The organism is Altericroceibacterium endophyticum, assembly GCF_009827595.1.
Lineage (GTDB): Bacteria > Pseudomonadota > Alphaproteobacteria > Sphingomonadales > Sphingomonadaceae > Altericroceibacterium > Altericroceibacterium endophyticum.
The window spans coordinates 713,052-730,735 of the sequence record NZ_WTYT01000001.1 but is presented as its reverse complement, the minus strand read 5'-3'; the positions used below and the strand labels follow the sequence as shown (position 1 = coordinate 730,735).

15 protein-coding genes are annotated in these 17,684 nt (G+C 60.5%); 6 read left to right on the top strand and 9 right to left on the bottom strand.

The genetic code is table 11. The features are described 5' to 3' along the window. Nucleotides 1–96: 96 nt before the first annotated feature. On the bottom strand, nucleotides 97–891 hold the full coding sequence (locus tag GRI91_RS16310) for a helix-turn-helix domain-containing protein (RefSeq protein WP_337190307.1): 795 nt from the start codon (nucleotides 889–891) through the stop codon (nucleotides 97–99). Nucleotides 892–1,015: 124 nt separating this feature from the next. On the opposite strand from GRI91_RS16310, the gene GRI91_RS03525 reads away from it, so the two are divergent. From GRI91_RS03525 to GRI91_RS03500, 6 genes are read left to right on the top strand one after another with little or no spacing between them, the layout of a single operon-like run. Beyond that, nucleotides 1,016–2,227 (top strand): Tm-1-like ATP-binding domain-containing protein, encoded by a 1,212-nt coding sequence (locus GRI91_RS03525; protein ID WP_237437614.1) that lies wholly within the window; start codon nucleotides 1,016–1,018, stop codon nucleotides 2,225–2,227. After that, nucleotides 2,224–2,694 carry an acetyl-CoA carboxylase biotin carboxyl carrier protein gene (locus GRI91_RS03520; RefSeq protein ID WP_160735203.1) on the top strand — a complete coding sequence of 157 codons (471 nt, stop codon included), beginning with the start codon at nucleotides 2,224–2,226 and terminating at the stop codon, nucleotides 2,692–2,694. The genes GRI91_RS03525 and GRI91_RS03520 overlap by 4 nt, the downstream gene beginning before the upstream one ends. 11 nt (nucleotides 2,695–2,705) lie before the next feature. Beyond that, nucleotides 2,706–4,040 (top strand): acetyl-CoA carboxylase biotin carboxylase subunit, encoded by a 1,335-nt coding sequence (locus tag GRI91_RS03515; RefSeq protein WP_160735202.1) that lies wholly within the window; start codon nucleotides 2,706–2,708, stop codon nucleotides 4,038–4,040. Then, on the top strand, nucleotides 4,037–5,512 hold the full coding sequence (locus GRI91_RS03510; RefSeq protein ID WP_160735201.1) for a biotin carboxyl carrier protein: 1,476 nt from the start codon (nucleotides 4,037–4,039) through the stop codon (nucleotides 5,510–5,512). The genes GRI91_RS03515 and GRI91_RS03510 overlap by 4 nt, the downstream gene beginning before the upstream one ends. Then, nucleotides 5,512–6,366, top strand: coding sequence for an HAD-IIA family hydrolase (locus tag GRI91_RS03505; RefSeq protein ID WP_160735200.1), 855 nt, complete (start codon nucleotides 5,512–5,514; stop codon nucleotides 6,364–6,366). Before GRI91_RS03510 ends, GRI91_RS03505 begins: the two co-directional genes overlap by 1 nt. Nucleotides 6,367–6,374: 8 nt before the next feature. Continuing rightward, on the top strand, nucleotides 6,375–7,922 hold the full coding sequence (locus tag GRI91_RS03500; protein ID WP_160735199.1) for an AMP-binding protein: 1,548 nt from the start codon (nucleotides 6,375–6,377) through the stop codon (nucleotides 7,920–7,922). Nucleotides 7,923–7,938: 16 nt separating this feature from the next. On the opposite strand, the gene GRI91_RS03495 is transcribed toward GRI91_RS03500, so the two are convergent. From GRI91_RS03495 to GRI91_RS03460, 8 genes are all read right to left on the bottom strand, one after another. Continuing rightward, nucleotides 7,939–8,619 carry a TetR family transcriptional regulator gene (locus GRI91_RS03495; RefSeq protein ID WP_160735198.1) on the bottom strand — a complete coding sequence of 227 codons (681 nt, stop codon included), beginning with the start codon at nucleotides 8,617–8,619 and terminating at the stop codon, nucleotides 7,939–7,941. Nucleotides 8,620–8,894: 275 nt separating this feature from the next. Then, nucleotides 8,895–9,284, bottom strand: a complete 390-nt coding sequence (locus tag GRI91_RS03490) for a tautomerase family protein (protein WP_160735197.1) — start codon at nucleotides 9,282–9,284, stop codon at nucleotides 8,895–8,897. Then, entirely contained in the window at nucleotides 9,271–10,950 is a 1,680-nt protein-coding gene (locus GRI91_RS03485) for an NAD-dependent malic enzyme (RefSeq protein WP_160735196.1), read from the bottom strand. Before GRI91_RS03485 ends, GRI91_RS03490 begins: the two co-directional genes overlap by 14 nt. A 91-nt stretch (nucleotides 10,951–11,041) precedes the next feature. Continuing rightward, on the bottom strand, nucleotides 11,042–12,547 hold the full coding sequence (locus GRI91_RS15970; RefSeq protein ID WP_160735195.1) for a TRAP transporter large permease: 1,506 nt from the start codon (nucleotides 12,545–12,547) through the stop codon (nucleotides 11,042–11,044). Next, nucleotides 12,540–13,187 (bottom strand): TRAP transporter small permease, encoded by a 648-nt coding sequence (locus GRI91_RS03475; RefSeq protein WP_160735194.1) that lies wholly within the window; start codon nucleotides 13,185–13,187, stop codon nucleotides 12,540–12,542. The genes GRI91_RS15970 and GRI91_RS03475 overlap by 8 nt, the downstream gene beginning before the upstream one ends. Before the next feature lie 103 nt (nucleotides 13,188–13,290). Further along, the gene (locus tag GRI91_RS03470) at nucleotides 13,291–14,346 is read right to left on the bottom strand and encodes a DctP family TRAP transporter solute-binding subunit (protein WP_272917826.1); all 1,056 of its coding nucleotides are present in this window, start codon (nucleotides 14,344–14,346) and stop codon (nucleotides 13,291–13,293) included. A 198-nt stretch (nucleotides 14,347–14,544) separates the two neighbouring features. Beyond that, nucleotides 14,545–15,900 (bottom strand): sigma-54-dependent transcriptional regulator, encoded by a 1,356-nt coding sequence (locus tag GRI91_RS03465; RefSeq protein ID WP_160735193.1) that lies wholly within the window; start codon nucleotides 15,898–15,900, stop codon nucleotides 14,545–14,547. Next, on the bottom strand, nucleotides 15,897–17,639 hold the full coding sequence (locus tag GRI91_RS03460; RefSeq protein ID WP_160735192.1) for a sensor histidine kinase: 1,743 nt from the start codon (nucleotides 17,637–17,639) through the stop codon (nucleotides 15,897–15,899). The genes GRI91_RS03465 and GRI91_RS03460 overlap by 4 nt, the downstream gene beginning before the upstream one ends. Nucleotides 17,640–17,684 lie beyond the last annotated feature (45 nt).

Sequence of the window (17,684 nt, the reverse complement as noted above, 5' to 3'; positions counted from 1 at the left end):
TAATGACCTATGGAATGAGACAAGTTGTCGAATTTGAAAATCGTACTTTCCAACATGTTTCACACTGTGAAATCATATTGGGGTGCAGCCGCCACTTCAGGCTAGGGTTTCGTCGAGTCTGCGGCCGATAATCGAAGCGGTCGCCTTCATTGTCGCCAGATGAAGGTCCACCACTTCGGCCAGCGTGGTGCGATTGCTGGGCCATGTAAGATTGAGCGACGCGATGGGTTGTCCAACAGAGTAGACCGGGACAGCCAGAGAGCGCCTCCCGTCTTCGCGAACCAGACGATACGTTCGATCTGGCCAATGATGTGCGGGATCGCGGGCAGAATATCCCTGCTCGCGCGTTTGCTGAACGATCATCTCCAAAGCCTTTTCGCCGGCTGGGTCAGGCTCTGCCGGACGAATCCGTTCGATGATCGCCTCGCGTTCCATCGCGCTGCAGGCGGCGAGATAGGCCCGGCCCGTCGCCGTATGCAGATAGCTGAGTTTCAATCCAACGGGCCCCAGCACCGCGGAGTCCAGACGTACGATGGGGCCATTGGTCTCGATCACTTCGATATAGTCCATCCGCGGCACCGCAATCACCGAAGGCCACATCACCCTTTTGCTGAGATCGGCGAGAAAGGGGGAGGCGATTTCTGCCAGCTTGTCCGTGATGTCGGGGGGCTGGCCGGTGAATTTCAGGGCGCCGGCGACATAGGCACCGTCTGCCATGCGCTGCCACACCATGCCGCCTTCCGACAGGGTCTTCAGGATGCGCAGCAGGGTTGCCTTGGGCAGGCCGGTACTCAGGTGAAGTTCGTTGAGACTCAGCCCGCGCCGCGAGCGGATTGCGCCGATGACTTCCAGTGCACGCTCTACCGCGCGGATCGTTTTGACTTCGGCCACAGCAATCCTCCAGGTTTCACCAAGTGAAATATTATCGGAATGGTCATTTTGTCAAATGCTCAAATTTGGTCTTGTGTGCAGCAGAAGTTCCACACGACTGGAACCACCGGAGAGGACCGAATTGATGTCGAAACCCAAAGTGATGATGGTCGTCACGAATGATTCCAAGCAGCAGGAAGCGGCTTTTCTCCGCAAGGCGCTGGAAGCTGATGGCTGCGAAGTAATCCATCTTGATTGCAGTATTCGCTGCTATGTCGAAGGTGCGGAGATTACTCCGATGGCAGTTGCCGAGGCCGGAGGCCACACGATCGAGGAGGTCCGCGCATTTGGCCACGAGGGCAAGTGCCAGGCGGTGATGATCGAAGGCGCGACCAAGCTGGCGGTACGCACGCATGAAGTGCAAGGCCTGTCAGGCATAATTGCCGTTGGTGGTTCGATGGGCACCGGGCTGGCTGGTTTCGTGATGCAGGCACTGCCTTACGGCCTGCCCAAGCTGATTGTCTCGACCATGGCCTCCGGATTTGTCGCGCCCTATATCGGCGTAAAGGACATCGCGATCATGAATTCGGTTACCGATATTTCGGGACTGAACACGATCGCCCGCGACGTCTATCGCAATGCAGCGAATGCGATTGCCGGCATGGCCAAGGGCTATTCTCCCGAAGTGAGCTCGGGAAAACCGCTGGTCCTGATGACGATGCTTTCCACCACCGAAGTGACCGTGCGCGCCCTTCGTGAGGCGCTGGAGGCGGATGGCTGTGAGGTGATGGTGTTCCATTCCTCGGGCGCGGGCGGGCCGACGCTTGATTCCATCGCTGCTGACAAGGATGTGGCGCTGGTGCTCGATCTGTCGGTGACCGAGATTGGCGACCATCTGCAAAATGGACTCGCCAATGGCGGCCCTGATCGCGGCAAGGCTGGCTTGGCCAAGGGCGTGCCCACCATTTTTGCGCCGGGTAATGCCGACTTTGTGATCGCCGGCCCGTTGGAAGAAGCGGAAAAGGCCTTCCCTGGCAAGCGCTACCACAAGCACAATCCGGCGCTGACGGCCGTGCGCAACGAGTTACCGGAGCTGAAACAGCTGGCCGATCATCTGGCAGGCATGTTTGCCGAGGCGAATGGCCCGGTCAGTTTCTTCGTACCCCTGGGCGGCTTCTCCAACCACGATAGCCCGGAGGGACATATCCATGATCCCGACATGCCAAAACCCTTTGCCGATTATGCCCGGAGCGTGATGCCCGGCAATGTCGATCTGCATGTCGAGGACGCCCATTTCAACGACGAGGTCTTCGCCAGTGCGATCCTCGCCAAGGCCCGAGAGTATCTGAAAACATGAGCAACTTGCCCCTTACGCCAGACGCGGTGTCCGAAATCGTCGCCATCATCGATGGCAGCGGGTATGACCGGGTCGATATAAAAACCGACGCCTTTCGCCTGCGCTTGCGCCGTGAGGGCGGTGCAGACAATGCGGCGGAAGGCTGGACCCAGGACTGGTCTTTCGCTGAGGCTGAAGCGCCTGCCGCTGCTGACAAGGTCGCACCCGTGGAAGAGCTTCCCGATGGCTTGCTCGGCATTGCCGCTCCGCTGCCGGGCACTTTCTATCGTGCGCCCCAGCCGGGCGCGCCGGCCTTCGTGAAGGAAGGCGATAAGGTCGAAAAAGATACCGTTGTCGGCATCATCGAGACGATGAAGCTGATGAATCCGGTTCATGCGGGATGCACCGGCACGATCGAGAAGGTCCTCGTCGAAAATTCCGAGATGGTCGATGCCAGTGCCACGATTATGCATGTGCGGCCGGATTGAGGGGGCAGGGCATGATCAAGCGTCTCTTCATCGCCAATCGCGGCGAAATCGCCTTGCGGATTGTCCGCACCGCGCAGCGCCTCGGCATCACCACCATTCTCGGCGCTTCACAAGCCGATGCCACCAGCCTGCCCGGTATTCAGTCCGACGAGGTGGCCATTGTCGGCCCGGCGCCATCGAACCAGAGTTATCTGGATGTTGATGCGGTGATCGCCGCGGCCAAAGCCGCCAGGGCCGATGCCATCCATCCCGGCTATGGCTTTCTCTCGGAAAATGCGCGCTTTGCTCAGGCTGCCGCTGATGCGGGGATCATCTTCGTCGGCCCCGATATTTCCAGCCTGAACGCGATGGGCGACAAGCTCATGGCGCGTAAGGTCGGCATTGAGGCGGGCTTGCCCGTCGTCCCCGGCGGCGAAGCTGCCGACAAGGAAGAGGCACTGGCGCGCGCCGAGGAAACCGGCTTCCCCGTGCTGCTCAAAGCAGTCTCGGGCGGCGGCGGGAAGGGGATGCGGCGTGTTGACCGGGCAGAAGACCTGTCAGCCGAAATCGACGCGGCAATGGCCGAAGCGCAGGCGAGTTTTGGCGACCCGCGCATCTATGTCGAGCGCTTCATTGCCAGTGGCCGCCATGTCGAGGTGCAGGTGCTAGGCGATGGCGAGCAGGCCATCCACCTTGGCACGCGCGATTGCTCGATCCAGCGGCGGTTTCAGAAGCTGGTGGAAGAAGCTCCCGCCCCGGCCATGCCGGACGATAAACGAGCCGCCATCGAAGACGCAGCCGTGCGTCTTACTCGCCACCTGAATTATCGCGGGGCAGGCACGGTTGAAATGCTCGTCGATGCGGAGAGCTTCGACTTCTACTTCCTTGAAATGAACGCCCGTATTCAGGTCGAGCATCCGGTGACCGAAGCGATCACCGGCGTGGATCTGATCGAGCAGCAAATCCTTATTGCAGACGGCAATCCGTTGGGCATCAGGCAGGACGACCTTTCCCCCACTGGTCATGCCATCGAAGTGCGGATCAATGCCGAGGACCCGGATGCCGAGTTCCAGCCATCCCCCGGAACAATCACGCGGGCCGCCTGGCCTGCTGGTCCCGGCATCCGGGTCGACACGCATATTGCGACCGGCGGCAAAGTGCCGCCGTTCTACGATTCCTTGATCGGCAAGCTGATCGTCCATGCCGCCACGCGTGAGGAAGCGGTCGACAAGCTCGCCGCTGCGCTCGCGAGCATGCGTATCGAGGGCATTACCACCACGGCCAACCTGCATGCGAAAATTGCCGCCAACGCAGCGTTTCGCAAGGGCGGGGTCGATACCCGATTCTTCAAGGAGTTCGCCGCATGAGCACGATCACGCTGACCGATGTGTCGATCCGCGATGGCAACCAGTCATTATGGGGAGCGACAGGCCTTTCCACCGCACAAATCCTGGAAGTTGCCGGATTGCTCGACCGTGTCGGGTTCGAGGCGATCGACTTCATCTCTTCCAGCCACATGGCCGTGGCCGTGCGCTATTTCCGCGACAATCCGTGGGAGCGCATCCGCCGCGTGCGCGCCGCCATGCCGCGCACACCGCTGCAATTCATCACCACCGGCCTGCGCTTCATCGCGTGGCAGCAGGCGGACCCTGAATTCATGCGTCTGGTCTATCGCCGATTGCAGGCCAACGGCATCCGCAAGTTCATCATGCTCGATCCGATGCACGATGTGGAAGCTGTGCTGGCCGCCAGCAAGCTGGTGAAGGAAGAAGGTGAAGCCAGTGTGATGGGCGCACTGACTTTCACCCTGTCTGAAGTGCATACAGACCAATTCTATGCCGATTTTGCGGCAAAACTGGCGAAGAGCGACGATATTGATTGCTTCTATATCAAGGATCCGGGCGGCCTGCTGTCGCCCGAGCGTGCGCGCACCTTGGCTCCGGCAGTTAAGGCCGTGATCGGCGACAAGCCGCTCGAAATTCATGCGCATTGCACCATTGGTTATGGTCCGCTGGCGAGCCTCGAAACAGTTCAGAGCGGCGCTGTGGGCACCGTGCATGTCGGCATCGGTCCGCTGGGTGACGGTTCTTCGCTGCCCGAGGCCACGCGCATGGTCGCCAATTTGCGCGAGCTGGGACATGATGTCCCGGTGGACGACAAGGCGCTGGCTGCCGTGTCCGATTACTGGAGCAGGCTTGCCGCGGCGGAAGGGCACCCCGCGGGCCGCCCGCAAAACTTCGATGCCAGCTTTCTGCGCCACCAGATTGCAGGCGGCGTGATGACGACCACGCGGCGCCAGCTCAAAGAGCTGAACCTTGAACACAAGTTCGACGAGGTGGTGGCCGAGACCGAGCGGGTGCGCGCGGAGCTGGGCTATCCGATCATGGTCACGCCGTTCCCGCAAATGGTCATGAGCCAGGCGCTGTCCAATGTGATCGGAACAGGCCGCTATGCTCAGGTGAGCGATGAGATATTGCGCTATGTCATGGGCAAGTTTGGCCATCCCACCAGCCCGCTGGCCCCCGATGTCGAAGCTGCCATTCTGGATAGGCCGCGTGCACGGGAAATTGAGGCAGAACCGATGTTTCCCTCGCTGGCAGATCTCCGTAAGAAGTTCGGCAACACTATGCCCGAAGAGGAATTCCTGCTGCGTGCGGTGATGCCTGAAAATCAGGTCGATGCCATGCTGGGCAGCGGTCCCTCAAAGGCCAGCTATTGCCCCGAAGCGGCCCCGATCATCTCCCTGTTCAAACAATTGGCCGAACGCCCTGCCGCAAAAGACCTCGTGGTTGATGCCAATGGCATGCGTATCGCGCTCCACGCAGGACCTTCTGTATAATGACCGATATTCCCGATCATCTGGCTGAGCGTATTGCCGCGGCCAAGGCTTTCATCTTCGACATGGACGGCACCATTGCGCTGGGCAATGCAGCTTCCGGCGGGCACGAAGCCTTGCCGGGCGCGATCGAACTGTTGGGCGCCATCCGCAAGCTGGGGAAACCCTTTCGCGTGTTCACGAACGGCACCGGCAAGCCTCCCGCAGCCTATGCCGCCCGTCTGCGCGAAGCGGGCTTCGACGTGGCGGATGAGGAGTTCATGACGCCGTCCACTGCGGCGGCCATCTGGTTCGAACAGCAGGGCATCAGCAAGGTGCGTGTGCTTGGCCGGGATGGCGTGTCTGCTCCTTTGCTCGACAAGGGTATCGAATGCGTGGAACCTGCCGCTGAAGCGAGCGGGGTCGAGGCGGTCTATACCGGATGGTATCGCGAATTCACTTTTCCAGACCTTGAAGCGGCCTGCCAATCGGTGTGGGACGGTGCGATCCTGACCAGCGCCAGCCACGTGCCTTTCTTCGCCACCGCTGGAGGCCGCGCGATCGGTGCAAGCTATGCGCTGAACGTTATGATTCAGTCACTGACCAATGCCGAACTGACCGTTCTCGGCAAGCCTTCCGTCACGGCATTCCAGTCTGCCATCGCCGGCATGGGCCTTACGCCAGAGGACAGCGCAGAGGTGGTTATTGTTGGCGATGATCCGGTACTGGAAATCGGCATGGCCCATGCGACCGGCGCGCTTGGGGTCGGCATGACCACTGGACTGATGAAGCGCGACACCATTGGCGAGTTGCCCGCCGATCAGCAGCCCGAAGTGCTGATCGACCGTCTCGATAGCCTGCGCGCCGTCATAGCTTAGGAATTCTCATGAGTTCGATCGACTATTTCGACCGCGGTCATGATCTCAATCCAGCGCGCGCGGCGCTGATCGATGTTGCGACCGGTGAAAGCTACAGTTTTGCAGATGTGAAGGCCAGGACAGAGCAAATTGCCGCAGCGCTGACCAGGCACGGTTTTGCCAACCAGGCGCAGCTCGCCATTTTCGCGCCGAACAGTGCCATCGCGATGATCCTGTTGCTGGCTTGCTGGCGCGCCAATGCCCAGTGGATTCCCGTCAACACGCGCAATGCCGTCGACGCGAATGCGCAGTATCTGGCATATGTCGAGTGCGAATGGATCATCTACGATCGCAGTCTTGAAGCGCAGGTGGACGAAATGCGTGCTGCCTGTCCGAAACTGACCAATCTTGTCTGTATCGACGATCTGGACAGCTTCATCGGTGACACCACACCGGCTGATTTCATTCCCCCCGAAGTGGATGCTTTCGGTAATCTGGACGAACTGGTTGGCATTATTCCGACCGGTGGCACCACCGGCCCCTCCAAAGGCGCGATGGTCACCAATCTCGGCTGGGGCACGATGATTGAAACCGCTGCGCAAGAAATGGGCGGGCGCACCAATGATCCGGTTTCGCTGGTGGTGGCGCCGATCACCCACGCGGCCGGGCCGGTTGCGCTCGCCACGATGAGCTTCGGCGCGACGCAAGTGATCCTGCCCGGTTTCGATGCTGACACAGTCCTGTCCTGCATCGAACAATACCGCGTCAGCCACATGTATCTGCCGCCCACCGCGCTCTATTCCCTGCTGGGCTCTCCGCAGCTTGGGCTTCATGATATGTCGAGCCTGCGCATCTTCATCCTCGTTGGATCGCCTGTCAGCCCGGAGAAGCTGCGCATCGCCGTTGACACCTTCGGCGCTTGCATGTGCCAGTGTTATGGTCAGGTCGAATGTCCGATGGTGATTAGCTGGCTCTCACCCGAGACGGTGGCAGAAGCTGCCACAGGCTACAAACCGGAGCGGCTGGCAAGTTGCGGCAAGCCGACCCGATCAATCCAGGTGGCGCTGCTCGATGACGATGGCGCGGAAGTGGCAATGGGCGAAGCGGGCGAGATTTGCGTGCGTGGCCCACTGGTCAGTAAGGGATATTTCAAGAAGCCCGAAGCGACCGAGGAAGTGCGCGCATATGGCTGGCATCATACTGGGGATATCGCCCGCGCCGATGCTGACGGTTTTCTTTATATCGTCGACCGTAAGAAGGACATGGTGGTTTCGGGCGGGTTCAACGTCTTCACCGCAGAGGTGGAGGCAGTGATCACGCAGCTGTCCCAATTGCGCGAATGCGCGGTAATCGGTGTGCCCCATGAAAAATGGGGCGAGGCCGTTCATGCGATCGTTGTCGGTGACGGTCTGGACGAGGCGCAAATCATTGCTCACGCGAAAGCCCAGCTCGGTAGCGTGAAGGCGCCAAAATCGGTGGAATTCGTGAGCGAAATCCCGCGAACGGCGGCCGGAAAACCAGACAAGAAGGCGCTGCGTATCGCTCACTGGGGCGAGAATGCCCGCATGGTGAATTAGTAATCGTTCGGCTGGATCACACTGCGCCAGCTGAGCCTTCGGTCGCTGACGGATAGATGAGTTCTGGCAGGTCCATGCCCGCGATGTTCTTTGCTTCGTCGTAGCTCACGCCCAGCGCATGCAGAATATAGCCCGCGACAATTTCGGGATAGTTCTGCGGAGTATCTTCGCGCGTGACCGAGCCCATAGCTGCCAAGGTGCTGCCCAGCAGGATATCTCTGCCGACTTTTGAGGAGGGGATGATGAAGTGTCCTTCCTCGATCCCTTCGAGAACGGTGACTTCGGCCTGAACATATGTCTCGGCGCCGAAGATCCTGCCCGACGCGCTCAGATTAAGCATCGACCAGCCCCAACGCCGGTCGCTCCGTGCACGGTGCAGATAGAAGCGCAAGGCAACAGAAGCGCGTTGCCGCGCATCGGGAAGTTGCGAAATCGTGTTCGTCACCGCTGCCAGGAAATCATGCGTGACTTCATAGCTCAACGCCTCGCGCAATTCCTCGATATTGGAAAAATGGTTGTAGAAGGTGGCGCGGGTAACATTTGCGCCTTCGGCGATGTCTTCAATCCGGGCGAACAGACCATGCTCATCCCCAAAGATTTCGAAGGCGGCGCTCAGAATATTGGCGCGGGTGCGGGCGCGGCGCTCCCTGCCGATCTCTGCCCGGCGCGCGGGGTCAATCTTGTATTTTTTCGACACAGAAACCTCCGCCTCACCTGGCTCTAAGAGTAGGCCCGACAATCGCATGCAGGCAAGCGAGATTTCGATCGGGATTTGTCAATGAGGCACCAGACGTTCTCACTTTTCCGAGCTTTGTAGCGCTTACAAGCTTTGGAGACCTCGCGACCGTGGAAGATGATCAACAGGACCTCCATGTCGCATAGATGTGTGGCAGCCTCCGCAGATACGGACCCGTGAAATTTATACTTCCCTTTTATGCGGTTCAGCCATCGGAACCATGAATGCCGGGACCGTCAGAGCTTTCCGGTCATGTATTGCGCTTCACCGCCACCGAAGCTCCAATCTGATACGCCGTTGGGCGTGACCGCGACGAAGAGGTCTTGCGGATCCAGGCCGCATTTGTCCTGCAGATTCTTGGCGAAGCCCGCGTAGACATCCTTGAGCATTTTAGGAGTACGCGGCGAGGTGAAGATATGGATCGCCCCCACCTTGTCGCTGCGATCGAAGCCTAGGCCAGTATCAAGCATGATCATGCGCCCGGGCTTGTGCTCGGTCACGATCTGGTAGCGGTCGGTTTCAGGCACGCCGAAGGCATCCACGATGGTTTCCTGTACGGTATCGAGGAATGTCCGAATTTCCTGATCCGACCGACCTTCCATCATGTCGATCTTAACTAATGGCATTATGTGTCCTTTCGATATTGGGCGAACACAAGGAATTGCGATAGGCCGGAACCCAGCGCCGCCTTGCAATGGCCTTTTCCCAACCGTCGAGCGGGGGAATCGCTCCCAGATCACGTTCCGCTACCCGGCACACGGCGAGCGCTACGCAATCGGCGACATCGGCCAGCTGCTCGCTTGGTGGAAACAGCGCATCGCCGCTGCCCTCGGGCTTGAGCGAGGCCAGCGCTTTTGCCGCTTCTATGAACATCGCATCGGTGATGCGCGTGACGCCCGAGACGAGCGCGCCGAGCCCGATGCCGGGAAAGATGTAGACGTTATTGACCTGCGTCACCGCGCCGGTGGCCCCTTGCGAAGGGCTGCCCGTGCCGATGATCGCGCGACCATCGGACCATGCCTCGATGTCTTCGGCGCTCGCTTCCGACCGGGTGACCGGGTTTGACAGAGGCAGGATGATCGGGCGGTCATGATGCTTCGTCATGGCACGCACGACTGGCTCTCCGAAGGCGCCGAACTGGCCCGAGGTGCCGATCAATACCGCCGGATGCACCCGCTCGATAGTCTCGATCAGGCCCGGAGCGCTGCCCGATGCCAGCCATCCGCCCGCCTCCGCTTCGGGGCGTGCGATCAGCGCTTGGCCCGGAATCGCGACGTTGGCCCCTTCGATGATCAGACCATCGCGATCAACTGCATAGATGCAGCCGCGTGCCTTGTCGCGCGATAGGCCCCGCTTTTCCAGCTCGTCGACCAGCAGACTGGCGATCCCGCAGCCTGCCGCGCCCGCCCCGAACAGGAGCAGCTTGTGCTGGGCCAAGTCGATCCCCGCCAGCCGCTCGGCTGAAAGGATCGCCGCGAGCGCGGTTGCGGCAGTGCCCTGAATATCGTCGTTGAAGGACGGCAAGCGGTCACGATAGCGATGCAGCAGCGCAACCGCATTGGGGCCCGCGAAATCTTCCCACTGCAGCATCGCGTGCGGCCAGCGTTCGCGCACTGCCTCGACGAATTCCTCGATAAATGAGTCGTACTCGGCCCCGCGCACGCGCTTGTTCCGCCAGCCGACATAGAGCGGGTTTTCGCGCAGCGCCTCGTTGTCGGTGCCCGTGTCGATCATGACCGGCAGCGTGCGGGCAGGATCGATCCCGGCGCAATCGGTGTAGAGCGACAGCTTGCCGATCGGGATGCCCATGCCCCCCGCGCCCTGATCGCCAAGGCCCAGAATCCGCTCCCCATCGGTCGCGCAGATGACTTCGACATCGTCGAACGGCAGATCGGCCAGAATCTGGCTAAGCCGCCCCTTGAGCGGGTAGGACAGGAACAGGCCGCGCGGTCTGCTATAGATCTCGCTGAAGCGCACGCAGGCCTCGCCCACCGTGGGCGTATAGACCAGCGGCAGCAGCTCCGAGCGGTGCTGCGCCAGCAGCGCGTAAAAGAGTGTTTCGTTGGTATCCTGCAGATCACGCAGGAAGGCATATTTCTCGAACGAGGTCGAAAATGCGCGCAGCACCGCGATACGGCGATCTATCTGGCCCGCCATTGTCGCCACGTGGCTCGGCAGCAGGCCGTGCAGGCCCAGATAATCGCGCTCTGCCTCGGTAAAGGCTGTGCCCTTGTTGAGCAGCGGATCGGACAGGATCGTGCGCGGATCGCTGCTGGTCCTTGTTTGGTGCATCGGCTTGTTATTCGTCCTTGAGAAAAAATCGGGCCGGGAGCGGGAGAAGAGGAGGAACCGCGCCCGGCCCTTTGGCCGGCGGTGCCGCCGGTTAGTGCATAACGGTTTCAGGCCCCATCATCATGGTCGGCAGCCAGGTCGAGATGGCCGGGATATAGGTGACCATGATCAGGAAAATGATCAGCACGCCGAGCCAGGGCAGGGCGGCCTTGACCACCGACAGCATCGACATGTTCGCAACCCCTGACGTAACGAACAGGTTGAGACCAACCGGCGGAGTAATCATCCCGATTTCCATGTTCACCACCATGATGATGCCCAGGTGGATCGGATCGATGCCCAGCTGCATGGCAATCGGGAACACCAGCGGTGCAACGATCACGATCAGGCCGGACGGTTCCATAAACTGGCCGCCGATCAGCAGGATCAGGTTGACCACGATCAGGAACGTGACAGGCCCCAGGCCCCAGCTGAGCATCGCCTGGGTGATGTGCTGCGGCAGCTGCTCTTCGGTCAGCACGTGCTTCAGGATCAGCGCATTGGCGATGATGAACATCAGCGTGATGGTGATCTTGCCCGCATCGTAAAGCACTTCCTGCGTGTCCTTGTGGACCCATGCGGTGAGGAGTGCCTGCGGCTTGCGCAGCAGCGAGATCGGGCGATTGGGATCGTCCGCCACGGGGGCACCACCACCGCCCACGCCCGGACCACCTAGCACGGCCGCACTGCCGCTCATGGCGAGCGTGTCGGCCTTTCCCGCCCGCTCCTTAATCATTGCCGGCTTGCCGTGTGCGGCAGGTGCCTTGAGCGGACCCATGTCGCGATAGATGAAGTTGGCGACAACGAAAGCATAGACCGCAGCCATGGCAGCAGCTTCGGTAGGGGTGAACACGCCGCCCCAGATGCCGCCAAGCACGACCACAACCAGCATCAGGCCCCAGAACGCATCCGCGCCCGACCGGCCGATTTCGCGCCAACCGGCCCATTCACCGCGCGCCAGTTTCTTCCAGCGGGCATAGGCGTAGATCGCGACCATCAGCATGCCGCCAGCGATCACGCCCGGAACGACCCCGGCCAGGAACATGCGGCCGACCGACACGTCGACGGTTGAGGCATAGACCACCATCACGATCGACGGTGGCAGCAGGATGCCGAGCGTGCCCGCATTGCAGACCACGCCAGCGCCGAATTCCTTCGGATAACCAGCCTGGGTCATGCCGGCGATCACGATGGAACCGACGGCGACGACGGTGGCGGGCGACGATCCCGAAAGGGCGGCGAACAGCATGCAGGCAAACACACCGGCAATCGCCAGTCCGCCGGGCAGGTGCCCGACGCAGGCGATGGCAAAACGAATGATCCGCTGCGCCACCCCGCCGGTCGACATAAAGGCCGCAGCCAGGATGAAGAACGGAATGGCCAGCAGCGTATAGTGCCCGTGGAAGGCGTCAAACAGGGTATTGGCGATCGAAGTCAGCGACCCGTCGGAATAGATCAGCAGGAAGACGATCGAACTCAGGCCGATGGAAACACCGACCGGTACGCCCAGCATCAGCAGGGCGATAACCATAGCGAACAGGATGAGAACTTCAGCCATTGGCGGCCTCCTTGGCCGGAATTGCGCTCGCTTCGACATGCGCGTCGCGATCTTCGAGCTCTTCGACGACTTCATGACTTGCGATGATGGTATCGCGCTTGCCCCTGAGAATTTCGATCGCCGAGATCGACCAGCGGATGGTCAGCAGCACCATCGACAGGGGAAGCACGAAATAGGGAATGAAGCGTGGCAGCTTCTCATAAGGTTCGCCGCCGTTCATGAAGGCAAGCCAGCCGAAGCCGGGGGGCATCGGGACGTCTTCCGTCGTGAGGAACGATAATTGGCTTACGAACGGATACCAGTAATTCCACGATCCGATCAGCAGCAGGATCGCATAGGCAAGGCAGGCGGCGACTGCGAGCAGAGCAGCGATGCGCTTGGCCTTCTTGCCCAGCAGATTGACCGCCGCATCGACGCCCAGGTGCGCGGTGATCGCAACGCAGTGTGCGGCGCCGATCAGCACCAACCAAGCGAACAGGTAGACGGTAGCTTCCACGGCCCACAGCACATTGGAGTTAAAGACATATCTGGCGACCACGTTGACGAAAGTGATGATCGTCATCAGGCCCAGGACCACCGCGATGAACAGGCGCTCGATGCGCCCGATCAGGCTTGGCGATTCACCCATTTCGTAAAACATCGGATATTATCCTCTTGTCAGGATGTGGGGCTAGCGCAGGGGCCGGGGCGGCGGAGTGTCGCTCGCTCCGGCAGGTTCAGATTTTCAAGGATTGGTGGCCGGTTCAGCTCTGGTTGGCGGCCTGCGCTGCCTTGAGCGTTTCGACGCCGACGTCGGGAGTGAACCGCTGCCACACGGGGCGCAGCGCGTTGACCCATTGCTGACGTTGCTCTGGTGTCAGTTCACGGATTTCCGAACCGGCATCCGCAATAGACTGGCGCGCTTGCTGTTCCAGTTCCTTCACAGCGTTATTACGCTCGGTTGAAACCTCGCCCACGATCCGCGTCAGATCGCGGCGATCCTCGTCCTTGAGGCCGTCCCACCAGCGCGAGCTGGTGACCACCATATAATCAAGCACGCCGTGATCGGTGTTGGTGATGCCGTCCTGCACTTCGTAGAATTTCTGACCATAGATGTTGGACCAGGTGTTTTCCTGCCCGTCCACCACGCCGGTCTGCAGCGCGCCGTAGACTTCGCTGAAGGACATCTTTTGCGGATTGGCCCCGAGCTGGTCGAACACTGCAACGAGCACGTCCGAATTCTCGACCCGGAACTTGAGACCTTTGGCGTCGGCCGGCACCAGCAGGGGCCGGTCAGCAGAAAGCTGCTTCATACCCGAATGCCAGAATGCCAGGCCTTTCAGCCCCTTGTCGGTCATCGAGTTCAGGAGCGACTGCCCGGCTGGTGACGACTGGAATCGGTCAACGGCATCGATATTTTCGAACAGGAAGGGGAAATTGAAAATGCGCAGCTTGGTGGTGTAATTTTCGAATTTGGAGAGCGAAGGCGCGGCCATCTGCACATCGCCCAGCAACATCGCTTCAAGCACCTTGTCATCGTCATACAGCATGGAGCTCGGATAAACCTCCATGCACATGCGTCCGTCCATCTCGGTGTTGATGCGCTCCTGCAGCAGGCTCGCGGCGATGCCTTTGGGGTGCTTGTCGGAGTTGGTAACGTGGCTGAACTTGATGACCTGTTCGCCCGGATCGCAGCCGTCATTTCCTGCAACCTGCTCGCCGCCAGCGGAGGATGTTGCATTGTCGTTCGACGACACATTGCATGCAGCAAGCGCCAGCGCGGCGATGCCGACCATCGGAATGGAATAGAGTTTGCGCATTTCAGAGTCTCCCAATCGCATTATTTTTATCATCGGATTGCGTGATGCCAATCAAGCGACGGGAAGGTCGCGGGACAATCGGGAAGATGGGCTCGGCTGTCGATTTTTTGGACAGTATCGCCGCAGTGTAACGGTTACTTCCCAACCGAGGCGTCGGGGAGGGGGGAAAGCGTAACGCTGGGGCATCTGGCCGATGCGTCACTCCGCCTCATCCGTGAAATCGACGCGGTTGAGTCTATGACGAATCATCTTCTCGTAAAGCGTCTTGCGCGATACGCCGAGCTCCTCGTAACTCGCCTTGAGATTTCCGCGGTGACGGATCAGTGTATCCACGATTGCGTCACGCTCGGCCACTTCCATGCGCGCTTGCAGGCTCTCGCGCGGGTGGCTGGTATCCTCGCTGTCCTCCGGTTTCTCGATGCCGACCAGATAGAGTTCCGCAAGGTTGCGCAGTTCGCGGACGTTTCCGGGCCAATCGCGCTGCGCCAGTGTGCCAAGATAATCGGCGGACGGACGGCGGTAGTCATCCATTCCGTGCCTTGCAGCCGTGACGCGCAGCAGATGCTGAAACAGGACGGGGAGGTCTTCCGCGTGATCTCGCAAGGCCGGCATTTCCACCGTGGCCACCGCGAAGCGATAGAGCAGATCGGTGCGGAATTCTCCGGCCTGCGCCAGCGCCGTCAGCGACCGGTTCGTGGAGGTGATTATCCGGGCGTTGAGATCAATTGGCTCGTTAGAGCCAACCCTTTCGAACCGCCGCGTGTCGACCAGTCGCAGCAGTTTGGTTTGCAGGGCGGCGGAGAGGGACCCGACCTCGTCGAGATAGAGCGTCCCGCCGCGCGCGTGCTCCAGCTTGCCATAGCGTGCCCGGCTCGCGCCGGGGAAGGCGCCTTCCTCATGGCCGAACAGAAGATGCTCGATATTCTCTTCGGGCAGCACCGCCAGATTTATGGCGACGAAGGGCTGCCCCGCACGCGGCGACAGATCGTGCAGCAGGCGTGCGGCGAGATCCTTTCCCGTGCCGGTCTCGCCAGTCAGCAAGACGTCAAGATCGGTTGCCGCCAGCATGCGAACACGTTCACGCGCCTGCTGCATGACTTCGGAAGACCCGACCATCAGCCGGTCGAGCGCGTCGCCGTGTCCGGCAAGGCTATCGCGCAGTTCGCGGTTTTCCAATCGCAGCTTGCGGAACTGCAACGCTCTGGCGACGCGTTCTCTTAGGGCCTGGTTGGAAAACGGCTTTTCGAGAAAGTCGAAGGCGCCTTTCTGCATCGCCGCAACTGCCAGCGGCACATCACCGTGGCCAGTGACGAGGATCACGGGGAGCGCCTCGTCCACCTCCTGCACGGCGGCGAGGAACTGGATGCCATCCATGCCTGGCATGCGGATATCGGACACGATGACGCCGCTGAAATCACGCGTTATGCGTTCAAGCGCGCGTTCTGCCTTGGCGAATGCGGTGACTTCATGACCGGCCAGTGAAAGGCTTTCGATCGTCGTGTCGCGCACGTCCTTATCGTCATCGATGAAGATCACGTCGGCTCGGGTCGTCATGCCACCTTCTCCTTTTGGGTCAGCGCCGGTACGGCCACGATGAAGGTCGCGCCGCCGGTGGTTCCGGGACGGTAGAGCAATTCACCGCCGAATTCGGATATGATCTTGGCCGATACGGACAATCCCAGGCCAAGTCCCTTGCCGCGCTCCTTGGTCGAAAAGAATGCCTCGAAGACCCGCGCCTCCTGTGCTTTCGAGATGCCCGGCCCGTTATCCGAGAACTGCAATTCTATCTTGTCCTCCACGCGCTGCGAGCTGACGGTGATATGGCACGGGACATCGGTCGCAGCACAGGCATCGAGCGCGTTGGCAATGAGGTTGATAAAGACCTGCGACAGGCGATTTCGCCCGCCCATTACGAACAGATCCGGTGCGGCATCGAGCGTGAATGTCGCATCTTCCTTCTGCATGCGCGGCTCCATGATACCAAAAGCATCGTCCAGTGGCACGGACAAGGCGATCGGATAGGAATCGCTGCGCGGTTGGCGCGAGAAGTTCAACAGCCGCTTGGTGAGCCGGGCGATCCGATCGGTCATGTCGAGAATGGCGGAAATCTTGGCGCGCGCCTGATCCTTGTTCTCACGATCGAGATATTCGTGGGCCAGCTCGGCATTGGAACGAATTGCGGTCAGGGGCTGGTTGAGTTCGTGGCTGACCACGGCTGACATCTGTCCGACCGAGGCAAGTTTGGCAGCCTGGGTCAATTCGAGATGGGTATCGCGCAGGTCCTGCTCGATCTTCTGACGGTGCTCGATCTCCGCACGCAGATGCGTGTTGGCCTCGCGCATTTCGGCGGTGCGCCTTTCCACCGTTTCCTCAAGCTCGCTGCGCATATTGCGTTGCAGAGCGATACGCTCGACATAGGCAGCCCGGCGAGAGAGGATCAGGAGGGCCAACAGCGCAATCGCACTGGCGCCGGTAGCAGCAAGCCAGCCGACCAGGCGCACATATTGCACGGCATCTTCCGACGAGCGCGAGACGCTCAGCGTCCATCCGTTGCGCGAATTGACGAGCCACGATTGGCGCTGGGCGAGGGGAACCCTTCTGCTGTTCTGTCGTGCACCGATGAACTCGTCGATCGGGTGGCCGATGGCATTGCGATCAGTGGCAACGGCGACAGTACCCTTCCTGTCAGCTACCAGAACCGTGTCGCCTTGTAGCTGTAGATATTGCTCCAGTTCGGACAGCGGCGCGACGACGACCACGATTTCGGGGCCTGCCGCAGCAGCGGATACGACCTCGAATGCGAAGGCATAGCCGCGTTGCCTGTTGCTCCATGTCACGAAAGCGCGGCCCAGTCCGCCGTTGACGGCCGTGCGCAGGATTTCCTCGCCCAGCATCCCGGTCTCGCCTTGGGGAACGGTCGAGGAGAATGCTCCTGCCAGCAGCGAACCGTCCGGGCGCACGATCATCGTTGCTTGCGACCCGGTGGCGCTGTTCCACCGGGTCAGCCGGGCTTTGATAGATGCCGCATCCACACCGTTCAGAAAGTTGGCATCGCGCAAGGCCGGATCTTCGGCATAGATCGCGGCGAGGGCCCAATATTGCTGCTGCCAGGCTTCGAGAGAGGTCGCGTAAGTCTCGGTTGCCCGCGCCAGTTCGCGGTCAAGCTCCTCTTCGGCATTGCGCTCTGCCAGTTGCACAGCAATGAAGGTCACCAGTGCGACCATCCCCGCGAGCACGGCAAATCGCGCCAGTACTCTGCGCCACAGGGAGCCGTTCCGCTCTTTTGATGCCAAGGGCTATCCTCTCACAGTGGACGGCTTCGCGCCCTGTCATGGATA